Source organism: Micromonospora sp. WMMD730 (genome assembly GCF_049178955.1).
GTDB classification, from domain to species: Bacteria; Actinomycetota; Actinomycetes; order Mycobacteriales; family Micromonosporaceae; genus Micromonospora; species Micromonospora wenchangensis.
The window spans coordinates 7,020,575-7,035,080 of sequence record NZ_JBMHML010000002.1 but is presented as its reverse complement, the minus strand read 5'-3'; the positions used below and the strand labels follow the sequence as shown (position 1 = coordinate 7,035,080).

General features: G+C 74.5%; 15 protein-coding genes. 4 read left to right on the top strand and 11 right to left on the bottom strand.

The features are described 5' to 3' along the window. Positions 1-27: 27 nt before the first annotated feature. Complete coding sequence (locus ACN265_RS30125) at positions 28-1,182, bottom strand: polyprenyl synthetase family protein (protein WP_204928420.1); 1,155 nt, start codon at positions 1,180-1,182, stop codon at positions 28-30. Positions 1,183-1,247: 65 nt separating this feature from the next. Between ACN265_RS30125 and ACN265_RS30120 the strand changes: the two genes are divergently transcribed. From ACN265_RS30120 to ACN265_RS30110, 3 genes are all read left to right on the top strand, one after another. Further along, positions 1,248-2,159: a phytoene/squalene synthase family protein gene (locus ACN265_RS30120; protein WP_204928419.1), complete on the top strand. Its 912-nt coding sequence runs from the start codon at positions 1,248-1,250 to the stop codon at positions 2,157-2,159. Further along, positions 2,156-3,478 carry a cryptochrome/photolyase family protein gene (locus ACN265_RS30115; protein ID WP_421410792.1) on the top strand — a complete coding sequence of 441 codons (1,323 nt, stop codon included), beginning with the start codon at positions 2,156-2,158 and terminating at the stop codon, positions 3,476-3,478. The genes ACN265_RS30120 and ACN265_RS30115 overlap by 4 nt, the downstream gene beginning before the upstream one ends. A 136-nt stretch (positions 3,479-3,614) precedes the next feature. Next, positions 3,615-5,099: a dihydrolipoyl dehydrogenase family protein gene (locus ACN265_RS30110; RefSeq protein WP_421410791.1), complete on the top strand. Its 1,485-nt coding sequence runs from the start codon at positions 3,615-3,617 to the stop codon at positions 5,097-5,099. An 82-nt stretch (positions 5,100-5,181) separates the two neighbouring features. Here the strand turns inward: ACN265_RS30110 and ACN265_RS30105 are convergent, their stop codons facing one another. Next, the gene (locus ACN265_RS30105; protein ID WP_421410790.1) at positions 5,182-5,937 is read right to left on the bottom strand and encodes a crotonase/enoyl-CoA hydratase family protein; all 756 of its coding nucleotides are present in this window, start codon (positions 5,935-5,937) and stop codon (positions 5,182-5,184) included. Positions 5,938-6,225: 288 nt separating this feature from the next. Here ACN265_RS30105 and ACN265_RS30100 point away from each other — a divergent pair, with 288 nt between their 5' ends. Continuing rightward, positions 6,226-7,065, top strand: a complete 840-nt coding sequence (locus ACN265_RS30100; RefSeq protein ID WP_363649940.1) for a Rieske 2Fe-2S domain-containing protein — start codon at positions 6,226-6,228, stop codon at positions 7,063-7,065. Between the two features lie 186 nt (positions 7,066-7,251). Here the strand turns inward: ACN265_RS30100 and ACN265_RS30095 are convergent, their stop codons facing one another. The 9 genes from ACN265_RS30095 to ACN265_RS30055 form a co-directional block, all read right to left on the bottom strand. Beyond that, positions 7,252-8,535 carry a LysM peptidoglycan-binding domain-containing protein gene (locus ACN265_RS30095; protein WP_421410789.1) on the bottom strand — a complete coding sequence of 428 codons (1,284 nt, stop codon included), beginning with the start codon at positions 8,533-8,535 and terminating at the stop codon, positions 7,252-7,254. A 76-nt stretch (positions 8,536-8,611) separates the two neighbouring features. Then, complete coding sequence (locus ACN265_RS30090) at positions 8,612-8,986, bottom strand: hypothetical protein (protein ID WP_088642087.1); 375 nt, start codon at positions 8,984-8,986, stop codon at positions 8,612-8,614. 53 nt (positions 8,987-9,039) lie between these two features. Next, on the bottom strand, positions 9,040-9,510 hold the full coding sequence (locus ACN265_RS30085; RefSeq protein WP_204925956.1) for a TadE/TadG family type IV pilus assembly protein: 471 nt from the start codon (positions 9,508-9,510) through the stop codon (positions 9,040-9,042). Positions 9,511-9,662: 152 nt separating this feature from the next. Beyond that, the gene (locus ACN265_RS30080; RefSeq protein ID WP_307826198.1) at positions 9,663-10,085 is read right to left on the bottom strand and encodes a pilus assembly protein; all 423 of its coding nucleotides are present in this window, start codon (positions 10,083-10,085) and stop codon (positions 9,663-9,665) included. 95 nt (positions 10,086-10,180) lie between these two features. Continuing rightward, on the bottom strand, positions 10,181-10,372 hold the full coding sequence (locus ACN265_RS30075) for a hypothetical protein (RefSeq protein ID WP_363649944.1): 192 nt from the start codon (positions 10,370-10,372) through the stop codon (positions 10,181-10,183). Positions 10,373-10,401: 29 nt separating this feature from the next. Further along, positions 10,402-11,265, bottom strand: a complete 864-nt coding sequence (locus ACN265_RS30070; protein ID WP_420119282.1) for a type II secretion system F family protein — start codon at positions 11,263-11,265, stop codon at positions 10,402-10,404. Next, positions 11,262-12,161 carry a type II secretion system F family protein gene (locus tag ACN265_RS30065; protein ID WP_421410788.1) on the bottom strand — a complete coding sequence of 300 codons (900 nt, stop codon included), beginning with the start codon at positions 12,159-12,161 and terminating at the stop codon, positions 11,262-11,264. The genes ACN265_RS30070 and ACN265_RS30065 overlap by 4 nt, the downstream gene beginning before the upstream one ends. After that, entirely contained in the window at positions 12,158-13,711 is a 1,554-nt protein-coding gene (locus tag ACN265_RS30060) for a CpaF family protein (RefSeq protein WP_421410787.1), read from the bottom strand. The genes ACN265_RS30065 and ACN265_RS30060 overlap by 4 nt, the downstream gene beginning before the upstream one ends. After that, positions 13,701-14,504 (bottom strand): AAA family ATPase, encoded by an 804-nt coding sequence (locus tag ACN265_RS30055; protein ID WP_357925206.1) that lies wholly within the window; start codon positions 14,502-14,504, stop codon positions 13,701-13,703. Before ACN265_RS30055 ends, ACN265_RS30060 begins: the two co-directional genes overlap by 11 nt. Positions 14,505-14,506: the final 2 nt, after the last annotated feature.

Sequence of the window (14,506 nt, the reverse complement as noted above, 5' to 3'; positions counted from 1 at the left end):
CGACCACCTCCTTCACGAAGTTGCCCATCAAGCCCGCCGCGTGGTGGCGGCGGTGGCGAGACCGGTCAGCGCGGTGCGCGCGGTCTCGTCGATCGACGCGGTCTCCAGCGCGGCCAGCGCGTCGGCGACCCGGTCGGAGATCATGTGTTCCACCCGGGCGACCGCACCGGTGTCGGCGACGAGGTCGGCCAGCCGGGCCAGCTCCCGGACGGAGGTGGGGTTGCCGGACCGCTCCAACGCCCGCCGCTGGCCGCCGGTGGCGAGTTGCCGGGCGAGCATCAGCAGCGTGGTCGGCTTGCCGGTACGCAGGTCGTCGCCGGCCGGCTTGCCGGTGGTGGCCGGGTCGCCGTAGACGCCGAGCAGGTCGTCGCGGAGCTGGAACGCCTCACCGACCGCCAGCCCGTACCGGGTGTACGCGGCGATCAGCGGCGCGTCGGCGTCGGTGCCGGCCAGGCAGGCGCCGAAGAGCAGCGGACGCTGCACCGTGTAGCTGGCGGTCTTGTAGCGGGCCACCCGCAGCGCCCGGTCCACCGACCAGTTCGCCGCGTCGTTCTCGCCGAGCACGTCGAGGTACTGCCCGGCGATGGTCTCGACCCGCATCTGGTCGTAGCAGCGCCGCACCTCCATGAGCCGGGACGGCGGCAGGGCGGCGTGGGCGAGCAGCCGGTCGGCCCAGACCAGGCAGAGGTCGCCGATGAGGACGGCGACCGACTCGCCGAACCGGTGCGGGTCACCGGTGTGGCCGGCGGTGACGTGCCGCTCGGCGGCGGCCCGGTGCGCGGTGGGCAGGCCGCGCCGCGTGTCGGAGGCGTCCATCACGTCGTCGTGCACCAGGGCGAAGGTGTGCAGGAGTTCCAGTGCGGCGAGCGCGGGCAGCACCGTGGGCAACGGCTCGTCGCCGCCCACCACCCCCCGCCAGCCCCAGTAGGCGAAGGTCGGGCGGACCCGCTTGCCGCCGGCCAGCACGCAGTCGCGTGCCGTCGCGGCGAAACCGCCCATCGCTGCGTCGATCTCGGTCAGCGCGTCGACCTCCCGGGCGAGGAACGCCGACAACGTCTCGTCGACCCCGTTGACCAGGTCACGGGCGTAAGCGGCCAGTACGCCGCGGACCGGATCGTCCGTCGCTCCCGGCTGTTCCGGTGCGACGCGGAGCGCATTACCCGCAACTGCGTCGTTGGCCATGTGGGGGAGCGTACCCTAGGGTTACGAGTTGCGTCGATTGCTGCGTCGAATCCGAGGAGGCCCGGGTGGACACCGATCTCACCGCTGCCTACGCCCGCTCCCAGGAGCTGCACAAACACCACGGCCGCACCTACTATCTCGCCACCCGGCTGCTGCCCGCATGGAAACGGCGGCACGTGCACGCCCTGTACGGATTCACCCGCTACGCCGACGAGATCGTCGACCGCACCGAGGACCTGCCGCCCGCCGAACGCGCCGCCCGCCTGGACGCCTGGGGTGCCCGCTTCGTCGCCGGACTGCACGGCGAACCGGTCGACGACCCGCTGCTGCCGGCGGTGCTGCACACCATCGCCGTGTTCGACCTGGACCGCGCCGACTTCGCGTCGTTCCTGCGCAGCATGGCGATGGACCTGACCGTCATGGCCTACCCGACCTACGACGACCTGCTCGACTACATGGAGGGCTCGGCGGCGGTCATCGGCACCATGATGCTGCCCATCCTCGGCAGCTCCGACCCGGTCGCCGCCCGGGAGCCGGCCCGGCAGCTCGGATTCGCCTTCCAGCTCACCAACTTCATCCGGGACGTCGCCGAGGACCTCGACCGGGGCCGCACCTACCTGCCCGACGAGGACCTGGCCAAGTTCAACGTCACCCGCGAGGACCTGCTCGCCGCGCGGGCCGCCGGCCGCAGCACCGACCGCATCCGCGACCTCGTCGAGTACGAGGTGACCCGCGCCCAGGCCCACTACGCCGCCGCCGCGCCGGGCATCACCCTGCTCGCCCCCGCCTCCCAGGCGTGCATGCGCACCGCCTACGCCCTCTACGGCGGCATCCTCGACGAGGTCGCCGCCCAGGACTACGACGTGTTCGCCCAGCGGGCCGTGGTGCCCCAGCGGCGACGGCTCGCGGTGGCGGCGAAGGCACTGCTCACCCGTACCGGCACCCCGGTCGTGGTGCCCGGCCCGGCGGTGTCGTGAGCGGTCGTACGGCGGTCGTGCTGTTCACCCGCGACCTGCGGGTGCACGACCACCCGGCCCTGGCGACGGCCTGCGCCGCGTTCGACCGGGTGGTGCCGCTGTACGTCCTCGACCCGGCGCTGGCCGGCCACTCGCCCAACCGCAACCGGTTCCTGCACCAGTGCCTCGCCGAACTGCGGGACACCCTGCGCACCCTCGGCGGGGACCTGGTGATCCGCCGGGGCGACCCGGTGGCCGAGACGATCCGGCTCGCCCGCGAGGTCGACGCCGAGGGGATCGGACTGTCCGCCGACGTCAGCCGCTACGCCCACCGCCGGGAACGGCGACTGCGCGCCGAGTGCGACAGGCACCGCATGTTCCTGCGGCTGTTCCCCGGGGTGACCGTCGTCGAACCGGGGGAGCTGCGACCCGGCGGCGGAGACCACTACCGGGTGTTCACCCCGTACCACCGGGTCTGGTCGGGGGCGCGGTGGCGGGAGGAACTGGCCGCGCCCCGGCGGGTCACGCTGCCCGCCGGGATCGCCGTCGGTCGGCTGCCGGCGGCACCGCAGGGGGAGTCGCCGGACGCCGCGGTCGGCGGCGAGTCCGTCGGGCGGCGCCGGCTCACGCAGTGGTTGCCCACCCTTTCCCGGTACGACGACATCCACGACGACCTGGCCGCCGACGAGACCTCCCGACTCAGCCCGTACCTGCGGTTCGGCTGCCTGTCCCCGCTGACGGTGGCGAACCGGGCCGACGACCGGGGGCACCCGTTCGTCAGGCAGCTCTGCTGGCGGGACTTCTACCACCAGGTCACCGCCGCCTTCCCGGAGATCGCGGCGAAGGCGTACCGGCGCGGGGCCACCGAGGAATGGCGGTACGACGCGGCGGCACTGGACGCCTGGACCGACGGCCGCACCGGGATGCCGATCGTGGACGCCGGCATGCGCCAACTGCACGCCGAGGGCTGGATGCACAACCGGGCCCGGCTGATCACCGCCGGCTACCTGACCAAGGTGCTCGGCCTCGACTGGCGGCCCGGCCTCGCGGTCTTCTCCCGCTGGCTGCTCGACGGCGACGTGCCCGACAACTCCGGCAACTGGCAGTGGGTGGCCGGCACCGGCAACGACAGCCGCCCCTACCGGGGACTCAACCCCGTCCGCCAGGCCGAACGCTACGACCCCGACGGCGGGTACGTCCGCCGCTGGGTGCCGGAGCTGGCGACGGTCGCCGGCAAGGCCGTGCACCAGCCGTGGCGGCTGCCCCCCGAGGTCCGTCGCACCCTCGACTACCCGCCACCGCTGGAGGTGCCCGGCGCCGACCCGGTCTGGCTGCGCTGACCCGCCCCGGCTTGCGCTGACCCGCCCCGGCTTGCGTTGACCCGGTCCGGCTGCGCTGGCCCGGCCGGGCGCACTTGGGCGGGAACTCCGGGGTGGAGCGGTGGCCGGGGGCGGGGCCGTGCGGAATGCTGGCGGGATGGCAGAGCCGGAACTGGTGGACGTGGTCGTGGTCGGGCTCGGCGTGGGCGGCGAGGAGGTGGCCGGGCGGCTCGCCGAGGCCGGCCTGAGCGTCGTCGGCGTCGAACGGGACCTGGTCGGCGGGGAGTGCCCGTACTGGGGGTGCATCCCCAGCAAGATGATGATCCGGGCGGCGAACGCCCTGGCCGAGGCCCGTCGGGTCGACGGGCTGGCCGGATCGGCGCAGGTCCGGGCCGACTGGGCGGCGGTGGCGAAACGCATCCGGGAGGAGGCCACCGACGACTGGAACGACCGGGCCGCCGTGGACCGGTTCACCGGCAAGGGCGGCCGGTTCCTGCGCGGCAGCGGCCGGCTGGACGGCCCCGGCCGGGTCCGGGTGGGTGACCAGGTGTTCCAGGCCCGGCACGGCATCGTCCTCGGCACCGGTACCCGCCCCTCGATCGCGCCCATCGACGGGCTGGCCGACACCCCGTACTGGACGAACCACCAGGCGATCGAGGCGGCGGAGCTGCCGGCGAGCCTGCTGGTCCTCGGTGGTGGGGCGATCGGGGCGGAACTGGCGCAGGTCTTCGCCCGGTTCGGGGTCCGGGTGACCGTGCTGGAGGCGTCCGGCCGGATCCTCGCCCTCGAGGAACCGGAGTCGTCCGAGGTGGCCGCCGCCGCGTTGCGCGCCGACGGGGTGGAGATCGCCACCGACGTCCGGGCCGAGCGGATCGACCACGACGGCGACACGTTCACCGTGCACGCCGGTGACCGGTCGTTCAGCGCCGACCAGCTCCTGGTGGTCACCGGCCGCCGGGCCCACCTGGACGAGCTGGGGCTGGACACCGTCGGGATCGACGCCGGGCAGCGCTACCTGCCGGTGGACGACCGGATGCACGTCACCGACGGGATCTGGGCGGTCGGGGACGTCACCGGCGAGGGCGCGTTCACCCACATCGCCATGTACCAGGCGTCGATCGTGGTCGCCGACGTGCTCGACCGGGTCCGGCGGGCCGAGGCCGGCCCCGACGCCAGCGGCACCGCCAGCGTGGTCGGTGGCGCGATGGGCGCGGCCAGTGCCGTCGGAGGGGCGATGGGCGCGGCCGGCCCCAGTGGTGCCGCCGGCACCGTGCCCCGGGCCGACTACCGGGCACTGCCCCGGGTCACCTTCACCGACCCCGAGGTGGGCGCGGTCGGGCTCACCGAACGGCAGGCCCGCGAGCGGGGCATCAACGTGCAGGTCGGGTTCACCGAGCTGTCGTCGTCCACCCGGGGCTGGATCCACAAGAGCGAGCCGGGCGGCTTCATCAAGGTGATCGCCGACGCCGACCAGGGGGTGCTGATCGGTGCGACCTCGGTCGGCCCGGCCGGCGGCGAGGTGCTCTCGGCGCTGGTGGTGGCGGTGCACGCGGCCGTACCGGTCAGCCAGCTCCGGCACATGATCTACGCGTACCCGACGTTCCACCGGGCCATCCAGAGCGCCCTGGACGACCTGAGCTGAGCCACCGCGCCGCCCGGCTCCGGCCGGGCGGCGCGTGCGGTCGGCGCGGGCCGGCTGGTGGGTGGTTTCGGTGCGGGTCGGTTCACTCGCCGTGGCGGCCGGCGCCGGCGGCGAACCGGGCCGCGCCGGCCGGCGCGTCAGACGCGAGCGAGTCCATCCCGTAGGCGAGTTCGGTGGCGAGCGCCTCCGGCTCGGGCAGGTCGGCCCCGGCCAGCACCGACGCCCGGTCGTTGCGCAGGCAGGTCTGCGGGTGCCGGGCGATCTCGGCGGCCAGCCGCTCGGCCGCCGCCCGCGACTCACCCGGCGCGACCACCCGGTTGACCAACCCCATCGCGTACGCCTCGTCGGCGGGCACCGGACGCCCGGTGAGGATCAGGTCCATCGCCCGGCTCTGGCCGATCAGCCGGGGCAGCCGTACGGTGCCACCGTCGATCAGCGGCACCCCCCAGCGTCGGCAGAACACCCCGAGCACCGCGTCCGACTCGGCGACCCGCAGATCGCACCAGAGCGCCAACTCCAGGCCGCCCGCCACCGCGTACCCGGAGATCGCCGCGATGACCGGCTTGGACAGTGCCATCCGGGTCGGACCCATCGGGCCGTCGCCGTCGGGCTCGACCCGGTTGCCGCTGGGCGTGCCGATGGCCTTGAGGTCGGCACCCGAGCAGAACGTGCCGCCCGCACCCCAGAGCACCGCGACCCGGGCCTCGGGGTCGGCCTCGAACGCGCGGAACGCGTCGGCGAGCGCCCGCGCGGTCGGCCCGTCGACGGCGTTGCGGGACGCCGCCCGGTCGAGGATCACCGTGGTAACCGCCCCGTCCCGGACAACATGCACCGCCATCCCCCCAGCATCCCGCACGCGCCGCGCCCGTGGGTCGTGGCGCTGGCGGGGGATGGCGCTGGTGGGGCGATGTTGCGGTGTCTCGGGGCGCTGATGCCGCTGTCGGGACTCCGTTGAGTGGATCTTCGTGGCCGAAACGACGCATGCGCGACGCCGGTGGCGGGATGTTGCGGGGTCGATGGTGTCGCCTGGGCGCTGTCGGGTCGATCGGGGCGGGAACCCGGATTGGTGCCGGTCGCCCGGTTTGCGACCCGGTCAGGCGGGAAGTCGGACGGGGTGCGAGCGTTGATGACGAAACTCGAACAGGCCACCGCGCTGGACCGTACCGGCGACCGGTTGCAGCGTGCCGTCCAGGCGACCCTGCGCCCGCAGCGGGTACGCGACCTGCTGCACGGCGTCTTCCTGGGCCATCCGCTGCACCCGGCGATGGTGCAGGTGCCGGTGGGGGCCTGGATCAGCGCCGCGGTGGTCGACCTGCTCCCCGGGCAGCGTCGGGCGGCCACCACCCTGGTCGCGCTGGGCACCGTGAGCGCGGTTCCCGCCGCCGTGGCCGGGCTCAACGACTGGGCGGAACTCTCCCGGGACCAGCGTCGGGTGGGGCTGGTGCACGCCGCCGCCAACACCGTCGGCCTGACCCTCTACGCCGGCTCCCTCGCGGCCCGGTTGACCGGCCGGCACGGCGTCGGGCGGGCCCTGGCCTACCTGGGGCTGGGCGCGGCGAGCGCCGGGGCGTACCTCGGCGGGCACCTGGCGTACAAGCAGGGGGCGCAGGTCAGCCAGAGCGTCTCCGAGCTGCACCGGATGGGCGACGGGTGGCGGCCGGTGGCCGACCTGGCCGGGCTGCCGCAGCGCACGTTGGTGACCCGTGAGGTGGACGACGTCTCGGTGATCCTCTACCGGCACGGCGACGAGGTCACCGTCATGCTGGAGCGCTGCCCGCACCAGAGCGGCCCGCTCGGCGAGGGCGAGGTGCAGGAGATCGACGGGCACGCCTGTGTGGTCTGCCCCTGGCACGGCTCGGCGTTCCGGCTCAACGGCGGCGAGGTCGTCCACGGCCCGTCCGCCACCGACCAGCAGATCCTCCCCACCCGCGTGGTAGACGGCACCCTCCAAACCCGCCTCCCCTAACCCCCCAAACCCCGCCCCCGCCTCCACACCCCCGCTCTCGCTTTTGGAGGTCGATCAAGAGGTTTGCGTCAAAGTCGATCTCCAACCTGACGCAAACCTCTTGATCACCGGGGCGACCCCGCTGGGGCGGGCTAGCCGGAGCGGGCGGACGGCGGCGGGGCGGAGCGGGTGGGGGTGGGACAGGGGTCAGTCGCGGCGGTGGCGGCCGGTCACCAGGTCCCGGGCGGCGGAGGCGCGGCTGCCCATCGAGCGGCCCGGGGTGCGACCGGTGGTGGACATCCGGGCCGCGGCGATCCGGGCGGCCGAGGTACGGCCGGCGGTCACCCGGACGGGGCGGCGACGCAGGCCGAGCACCGCACCGATCTGCGCGCCGACGATGCTCGCCACGGCCAGTACCGCCGACACGGCCAGCGGCCTGTTGATCGGGTCGTCCGGGGTGCCCCGGGACGCCCCGGCGGCCATCGCCGGTGGTACGCCGACCGGCCGCTCGGCGGGCGGTTGGGCGGTCTGCGGGGTGGCCGTCTGCGGGGTGGCGGGCCCGATCTTCCCCGGCTTCGGGGTGGCCGGACCGGTCGGCTTCGCGGCGGCGGGCCCGGTCGGCTTGCCCGGCGTGGAAGGCGCACCCTGGTGCTGCGGGTCGGCCTGGCCGCCGGGGGTGGTGGCGGGCGGGCGCGGCGACGGCTTGCGGGGCGTACCCGGGACGAGGTGGCCGCTGGCGTGCCGCCGGGCACCGGTGTCGTCGGCCTCGGCGGGGAGCCGGATGAGCTGGCCCGGCCTGATCCGGTCGGCGTCGCGCAGGTCGTTGAGCCGGGCCACCTCGGGGTAGCGGTCGAAGTCGTCCAGGTAGCGTTCGGCCACCTCGCCCAGGTAGTCGCCCCGGGCCACCCGGTAGACCGGCTTCGTGGCCGGCTTCTCGGCACCGGGGACGGGGCCGAGACCGGTACCGGGGGCGGCACCGAGGGCGGCACCACCGATGCCGGCGCTGGGGGCGGCCCCCAGGCCGGTACGCGAGGCGTCCAGCGTCGTCGCCACCCCGGTGCCGGCGGCGGCCGGCATCGGCTGGGTCAGCGTCACGGCCGCGCTCGCCGCCGGACTGGCCGCGATGATCAGCGCGACCGAACCCAGCAGGGCCGCCGCCGCCCGCTGCTGCCGGCGCATACCGGGCAGCCGGGGTGTCTGCCGGCGGGTCACCTGGGCGCCGATCTCCACCAGCACCGAGAAGGCGAACGTCGCCCAGCCGAACCAGCCCACCAGCGCGAGCGCCCGGATGAAGAGCTGACCGTCGTCCCGGCTGGTCAGCACGGTGCCGACCTCGCTGAGGGTCGGCAGGTGGTCGGGCAGCGGGTTGCCGGCGAAGGCGAGCAGCGCCACCGGTGCGCCGACCAGCAACGCCACCAGGACCACCAGCGACCCGAAGCCGGTGAGCAACTGGCCGGTTCGTCGGGCGGTGGAACCACGCGGTGTGGTCATGCTGCCCTCCTTCCTACGGTCTGCCGGTGCGGGGGCACCGGGTGCGTGGGCCGACGGGTCCGTCGGGCCAGCGGGTTCATGGTCGGTCGGTGAGGGTGCGGGCGGTCGCCTCGCCGGCCACGGTGACGGTGCGGTCCATGCCGATCAGGCCGAGCAGGTGCCGGCGGTAGACGACGGTGACGCGTACCCGGATCTGCTTCTCGCCGGCCACCACCGGGAAGCTGACCTGCTGGCCGGTCACGTCGGAGTTGCCCCGCAGGTACTGCGTGACGGCCGCGCGGGCACCCGGCTCGTCGATCACCTTGGGTCGGCCCTCGATCGCGGCGGCCCGGTCGATCACCTGGCCGCCGCTGCGGGCCGCCTCGGCGGCCAGGTCGTCGGCGCGTTGCAGGGTACGCAGCTGACCCGCGCCGTCGTACGCGACGCCGATGACCGCCAGCACGCCGATCATGGCGACGGCCAGGAACAGGCTGATCCGGCCCTCGTCGCCGGTGGGGCGGGCGGTCACTGCCGGCTCCGGTAACGGTCGAGCGGGGAGCCGAACGTCGCCTCGACCCGCTTGTCGCCCATCGGCAGCCCGGGGAAGCGCATCCCGGCGAAGGAGACCGTGCAGCTCACCCGTACCCAGACGCTCGCCGGCTCGCCGAGCTGGGTGCGGAACGCCGCGCCCAGCGACGTGTGGTCGGAGTTGCGGGTGGAACCCCAGACCGTGACCTGGGGTGCGCTGGCGCAGTTGAGGCCCCGCCAGTCGAGCTGCCGTCGGGCGGCCGACCGCGCGGCGCTCTCCGCCGCGCCGGCGTCGCGGGCGATCGAGGCGGCCCGCGCGGCGTCGTGGGCCGCCGCCTCCACCGCCTCGTCGGCGACCGCGACCCGCCCGGCCACCCCGGCCAGCATCAGCAGCGCCAGGAACGCCGGGGCCAGCACCGCCACCTCCACCGACACCGACCCCCGTGTACGCCCCGCAGCACGGTCCACCGGCACGTCGCCCGGGGTGCGCCCGGCGGCGTGCACGACCGTCTCGGCGGGGCAGCCGGACCACAGGGCGTGGGCCACGGCCCGCTTCCCCCGGGCGGGCCGGGTCAGCAGGTCACGCCAGGGTCGCCCGGTGCGCGGGGGCGGGTGGCCGGTCACGGGTTCGTCCACCGTTCGACGGTGCCGTGGGCGGTCTGCCGGACGTCGAACCGGACGGCCGGGATGACGCTCAGGGACTTCCCGGTGACCGTGCAGGTCACCTCGGTCGCGGTGGTGGCGCAGGTGGTCTTCGCGCCGACCAGCCAGTCCCCGGCGGCACCGAGGAAGTGCTTGGCGCGGGCCTCACCCGCCCCGGCCGGCGCCTCCAGGACCCGTTGCGCGTTCACCCCGCTCTGGGCGGCGTGCATCGCCGTCGACCGGGCCACGAACCAGGCGGCGATCTGGATGGAGCCGAAGAGCAGCACCAGCACCGCCGGCATCACCACGGCCAGTTCCACGGGGTTGGCCCCCCGGTCCGTACCCCCGGCGGTGAGCCGGCGACGGGCGGCCCGGCCGGCGGCACGAAGCCGGCCCGGCACGGCACGTCCGGCGTCGGGTGCGCGCAGGGGTGCGCACCGGAACTGGGCGACGGGGGCCGTCCGGTCCCGGCACGAGCCGGCCAGGGGGACGCGGGTCACGGGTTCGCGATGCTCTTCATCCAGGTCTCGGCCTTCTCTTTGACCAGGACGGTGACTGCGGCTCCGGCCACCACCAGGCCGGCGATGATCACGGCGGTCGGGACCGGGCTGTCGCCCCGCTCCGCCTCGCGGCGTAGCTCGGCCAGCCGGGTCACTGTGGCGACGTAGAGGAACGTGACGAGGTGCATGGCGGGGCTCCTTCTCAGGGGTCGGTTGCTCACATGCGGGCGAGGAACGGATAGAGGATGAACGCCAGCAGCACGAAGACCAGCAGAGAGCCGGGAATGTCCAGCCGGCTGGTGACGCCCTCGGCGCGGGCCAGGTTGTCGGTGCGGATCTGGTCCCGGAGCGACTCGGCGCGGCTGCGCAGCGTCTCGTGCACCTGGGCGCCCTCGCTGCCGGAGGACCGCATGATCGCCCCGACGTCACCCAGCTCCGGAATGCCGATCTTCTCGGCCAGCTCCTGCAACTCGTCCCAGGGCGAGTGCATCTGCATCTGGGCGATCCGCAGCGACTCCCGGATGCGGGCGAAGACCCAGCCGTCGCAGACCGCCGCCGCGCGTTCCAGCGACTGCACCGGGCCGTGCGCCGCCGACAACTGCAACGCCACCAGGTCCAGGTAGGTGCAGACCGCCGCGCGGAACTCCTCCCGGGCGGTGTCCGCCTTGGCCAGCACCGACCGGTGCGCGAGCAGCGCGCAGAACAGCGCCAACCCCAGACTGCCCAGCACCGGTACGACCACCGGCATGCTCACCCCGGCCAGGAAGAGCAGCGCCCCCGCCACCGTCGGGGTGGCCAACCCGACCAGGGCGGAGAGCAGGATCGACATCGTGTACTGCTCGGGGGTCTGGTCGAGCAGGGCGAGCTGGCGGTGCGGCGGGCGCAGCCAGCGGGCGAAGCCCCCCACCCAGTCCGGCCCGCGGCCGGCGGCGACGGCGGTGCCCGCCGGCTGGTGCAGCCGGCGTAGCGCCGGGCCGAGCGCCGGGGAGGCCGGCAAAGCCTCCCGGACCAGCAGGAACAGGCCGAGCCCGATGGCCGCCCCGCCCAGCACCGCGATGGTGAGCTGCCAGTTGAGCGTCACGCGATCACCTCCGCCGGGTCGGGCCTGGGCAGGAACCGGGGCGGCGGCGGGGGTTGGCTCATCGCGCGTACCCAGGCCAGCAGGGCGATGAACGCCGTGGCGAGCACCGCCATCAGCACCTGGCCGAAGAACGTCCCGTACGGCCTGACGTACTCGGTGTTGACCAGCCCGTACGCCAGCACGGCCAGGGTCATCCCGGTGAGGAAGCGGACCGCGAACCGGGGCTGGGTGCGCTTGGCCTCCACCTCGCGCCGGGTGGCCACCTCGGCGGAGGCGGCCGACGCGATGGAGCCGAGCACGTCGCCGAGGCGTTCACCCCGGTCGGTCAGGTGCAGGATCAGCGCGGCGACCACCTGGTCGCAGACCGGGTCACCGATCTCGTCGGCGAACGCCAGCAGGGCGGACCGGGCCGTCCAGCCGGCCTGGAGGCGGGCGGCGAGCAGCCGTACCTCCTCCTGGATCTCCTCCGGGACGGTGGCGATGGTGGTGACGATCGCCTGCTGGAGGCCCTGCCCGGTGTTGGAGACGTCCTTGAGCCGACGGGTCCACTCGCCGACCGCCTCGATCCGGGTGATCGCCCGCTCCTCGGCCCGGCCCACCGCGAACAGCCAGGGCACCCCCGGCACCGCCACCGCCACGATCAGCCCCACCACCGGCAACCCGGTCAGCAGGAACGCCAGCGCGCCCGCCACCGCCGCCGCGCCCAACGTCATCTGGTGCGCCCGCTGGTCCCGCCGGTTGGTGCCGGAGCCGAGCCAGAGCCGGCGCAGCCCGGTGGTCGAACTGCGCGCCGGCCGGGTCGGTTTGGTGGTGCCGAACAGCGCCACCACGGCCAGCACGATCCCGCCGACGCAGGCCGCGCCGGAGATCACCGCGAGCAGTTCGATGGTGCTCATCGGCGCACCGCCGGGGCGAGGTGGCTGTGCCGGGGACGACGCCACGCGCCCGCGCCGGCCTCGATGAAACGGGACAGCAGCCGGGCGTCGTAGCCGACCCGCAGCAGTTGACCACGGACCCGTTCCGGCAGGTGGCGGGGGATGGCCCGACCGTCGGGGCCGGGCCCGAAGACGGTGGTGGTGGTGATCCGGTTGGCGTCGCCTACCCCGATCACCTCCTCGACGTGCGAGACGAACCGGTGCTTGCGTCCGCCGATCGCGGTCTCGTCCTCGACGGTGACGTACACGATCAGGTCGAGGGCGTTGCCGGCCATCCGGCGGGCCTGGTCGACGGTCATCTCCCGGCCGTGCGCCAGGGCCAGCTCGATGATCCGCTCGCTCACCCCGGCGGGGGTACGGGCGTGGATGGTGCACATCGACCCACGGCTGGTGGTCATCGCCTGGAGCATCGGCACGATCTCCCGGGACCGGACCTCGCCGACGATGATCCGCAGCACGCCCATCCGCAGCGACACCGGGATCAGGTCGGCGATGCTCACCTCGCCGGCGGGTCGACCGTCCATGCCGCGTTCGCCGTGCCCCTCCCGGGACTCGAAGCTCATCACCGCCCGGTGCTTGTCCCCGCGCCGGGCCGGCAGCAGCTCCCGGCTCTCCTCCAGCAGCACGTACGGCTCGTCGGGCGGGATCTCGTCCATCAGCGCCCGGATGACCGTGGTCTTGCCGGCCCCGGCCAGCCCGGCGACCATGATGTTCAACCCGGCCCGCATGGACGCCCGGAGGAAGTCGCGCAGCAGCGGGTCGATCATCTCGTCCAGGTCGGGGCGGCTGCCGGCCAGGTCGTCGAGGCTGACGTCGAGCGTGTTGTGCTTACGGATCACCGCGTAGGGGCGGTGGCTGACCAGGAACACCGCCGCCAACCGGCTGCCGTCGGGCAGTTGCAGGTCCAGCGTCGGCTTCGAGGTGGACAGTGACCGCTCGGTGGCCCCGGCCCGCCGGGCCGCCGCCTGGAGGATCTCCACCAGTTCGTCGTCGCTGTCGGCGATCGGTTCACCCCAGTCGACGCCGCCGCCGTGCCGGGTGATGCGCACCTGGTCGCAGCCGAGGATGTGCACCTCCTCGATGGTGTCGTCGACCAGCAGGGTCTGTAGCCGGCCCAGCCCGACCAGCTCGGCGGTCACCTGGTCGAGCAGGGTCCGTTCCTCGTCGGCGCTGAGCGGGGTACCGGCCCGGCGTACCGCGTCGGCGTAGCCGGAGACCACGGCGACGGCGAGCCGGGCCCGCTCGACCTCCTCGGCGTCGGCGTCGAACTCCCGGCCGCGCTGCCACTGGGTGAGTCGTTCGCTCAGCTCCCGGCGCAGCTCGCGGACCACCGCGAAGTCCACCTTCGGCCGGGGTGGCGCGGCCGGCGGGAGCGTCTGCGGGGCGGCGGTCGGTGGCGTCGCCGGGGCGGTGGCGTGGTGCCGGCCGTTCACCGGGGCCAGCGGCGGCATCGTCGAGGTGACCCCCGGCGGCGGGGTGCGCGGGTCGTGGGAGACCGGTTCAAACCGCATCCGGCACCCCCTGCGCCGGGGCCGGCCAGGCCAACCGGGCCCGCCGTTGCTCCAGGATCTCCCGTACCGGCGCCTCCAACCCGGCCGCCGCGCGCATCAGCGGCCGTCCGGCGCGGACCGTGCCGCCGAAGCTGAGCGCCTGCGCGGTACGCGGGTCCTCCGGCAACCGGGCGATCACCGGCACCCCCAACGCCTTGCCGATCTCGGCCTTGCCGTGCCCGTCGCCGACCACCACCAGCCGCAGCGTGCCCGGGGGCACCCGGTGGTGGGTGAAGTCCCGTTCGATGGCCCGGATCATCGACCGGGTGCCGGAGAGCCCGGGGAGCTGCGCCCGGGTCACCAGCAGCACCACGTCGGCGGCGCGCAACAGCGGCCAGGGCGGCCCGAAGACCTGGAGGCGTCCACAGTCGACGATCACGTCGTAGCCGGGACGGCCCTTCTCCAGGGTGCGGAAGAAGTCGGCGAACCGTTGCCACAGCGGGGCGACGCTGCCGGCCTGCGCCGGGTCCACCACGCCGGGCAGCAGCAGCCGCTCCCGCCTCGGCGCGTCCAGGTCGACAAGTTGCGACCAGAACGTCGACTCCAGGCTGCCGTCGCGCAGCTCGCCCACGGCCAGTTCGCCGATGCCGCGTGGCCCGTCGAGCTGACCGCCCAGGTAACCGGCGAGCACCGAGCCGCCGGCCGGGTCGCACTCGGCGAGCACCAGCCGCCGGTGCCAGCTCAGGGTGCAGGCCAGCGCCGTGGTGGTGACGCCGGGTGATCCCTTCGCCGAGACCAGCGCGATGATGGCCATGG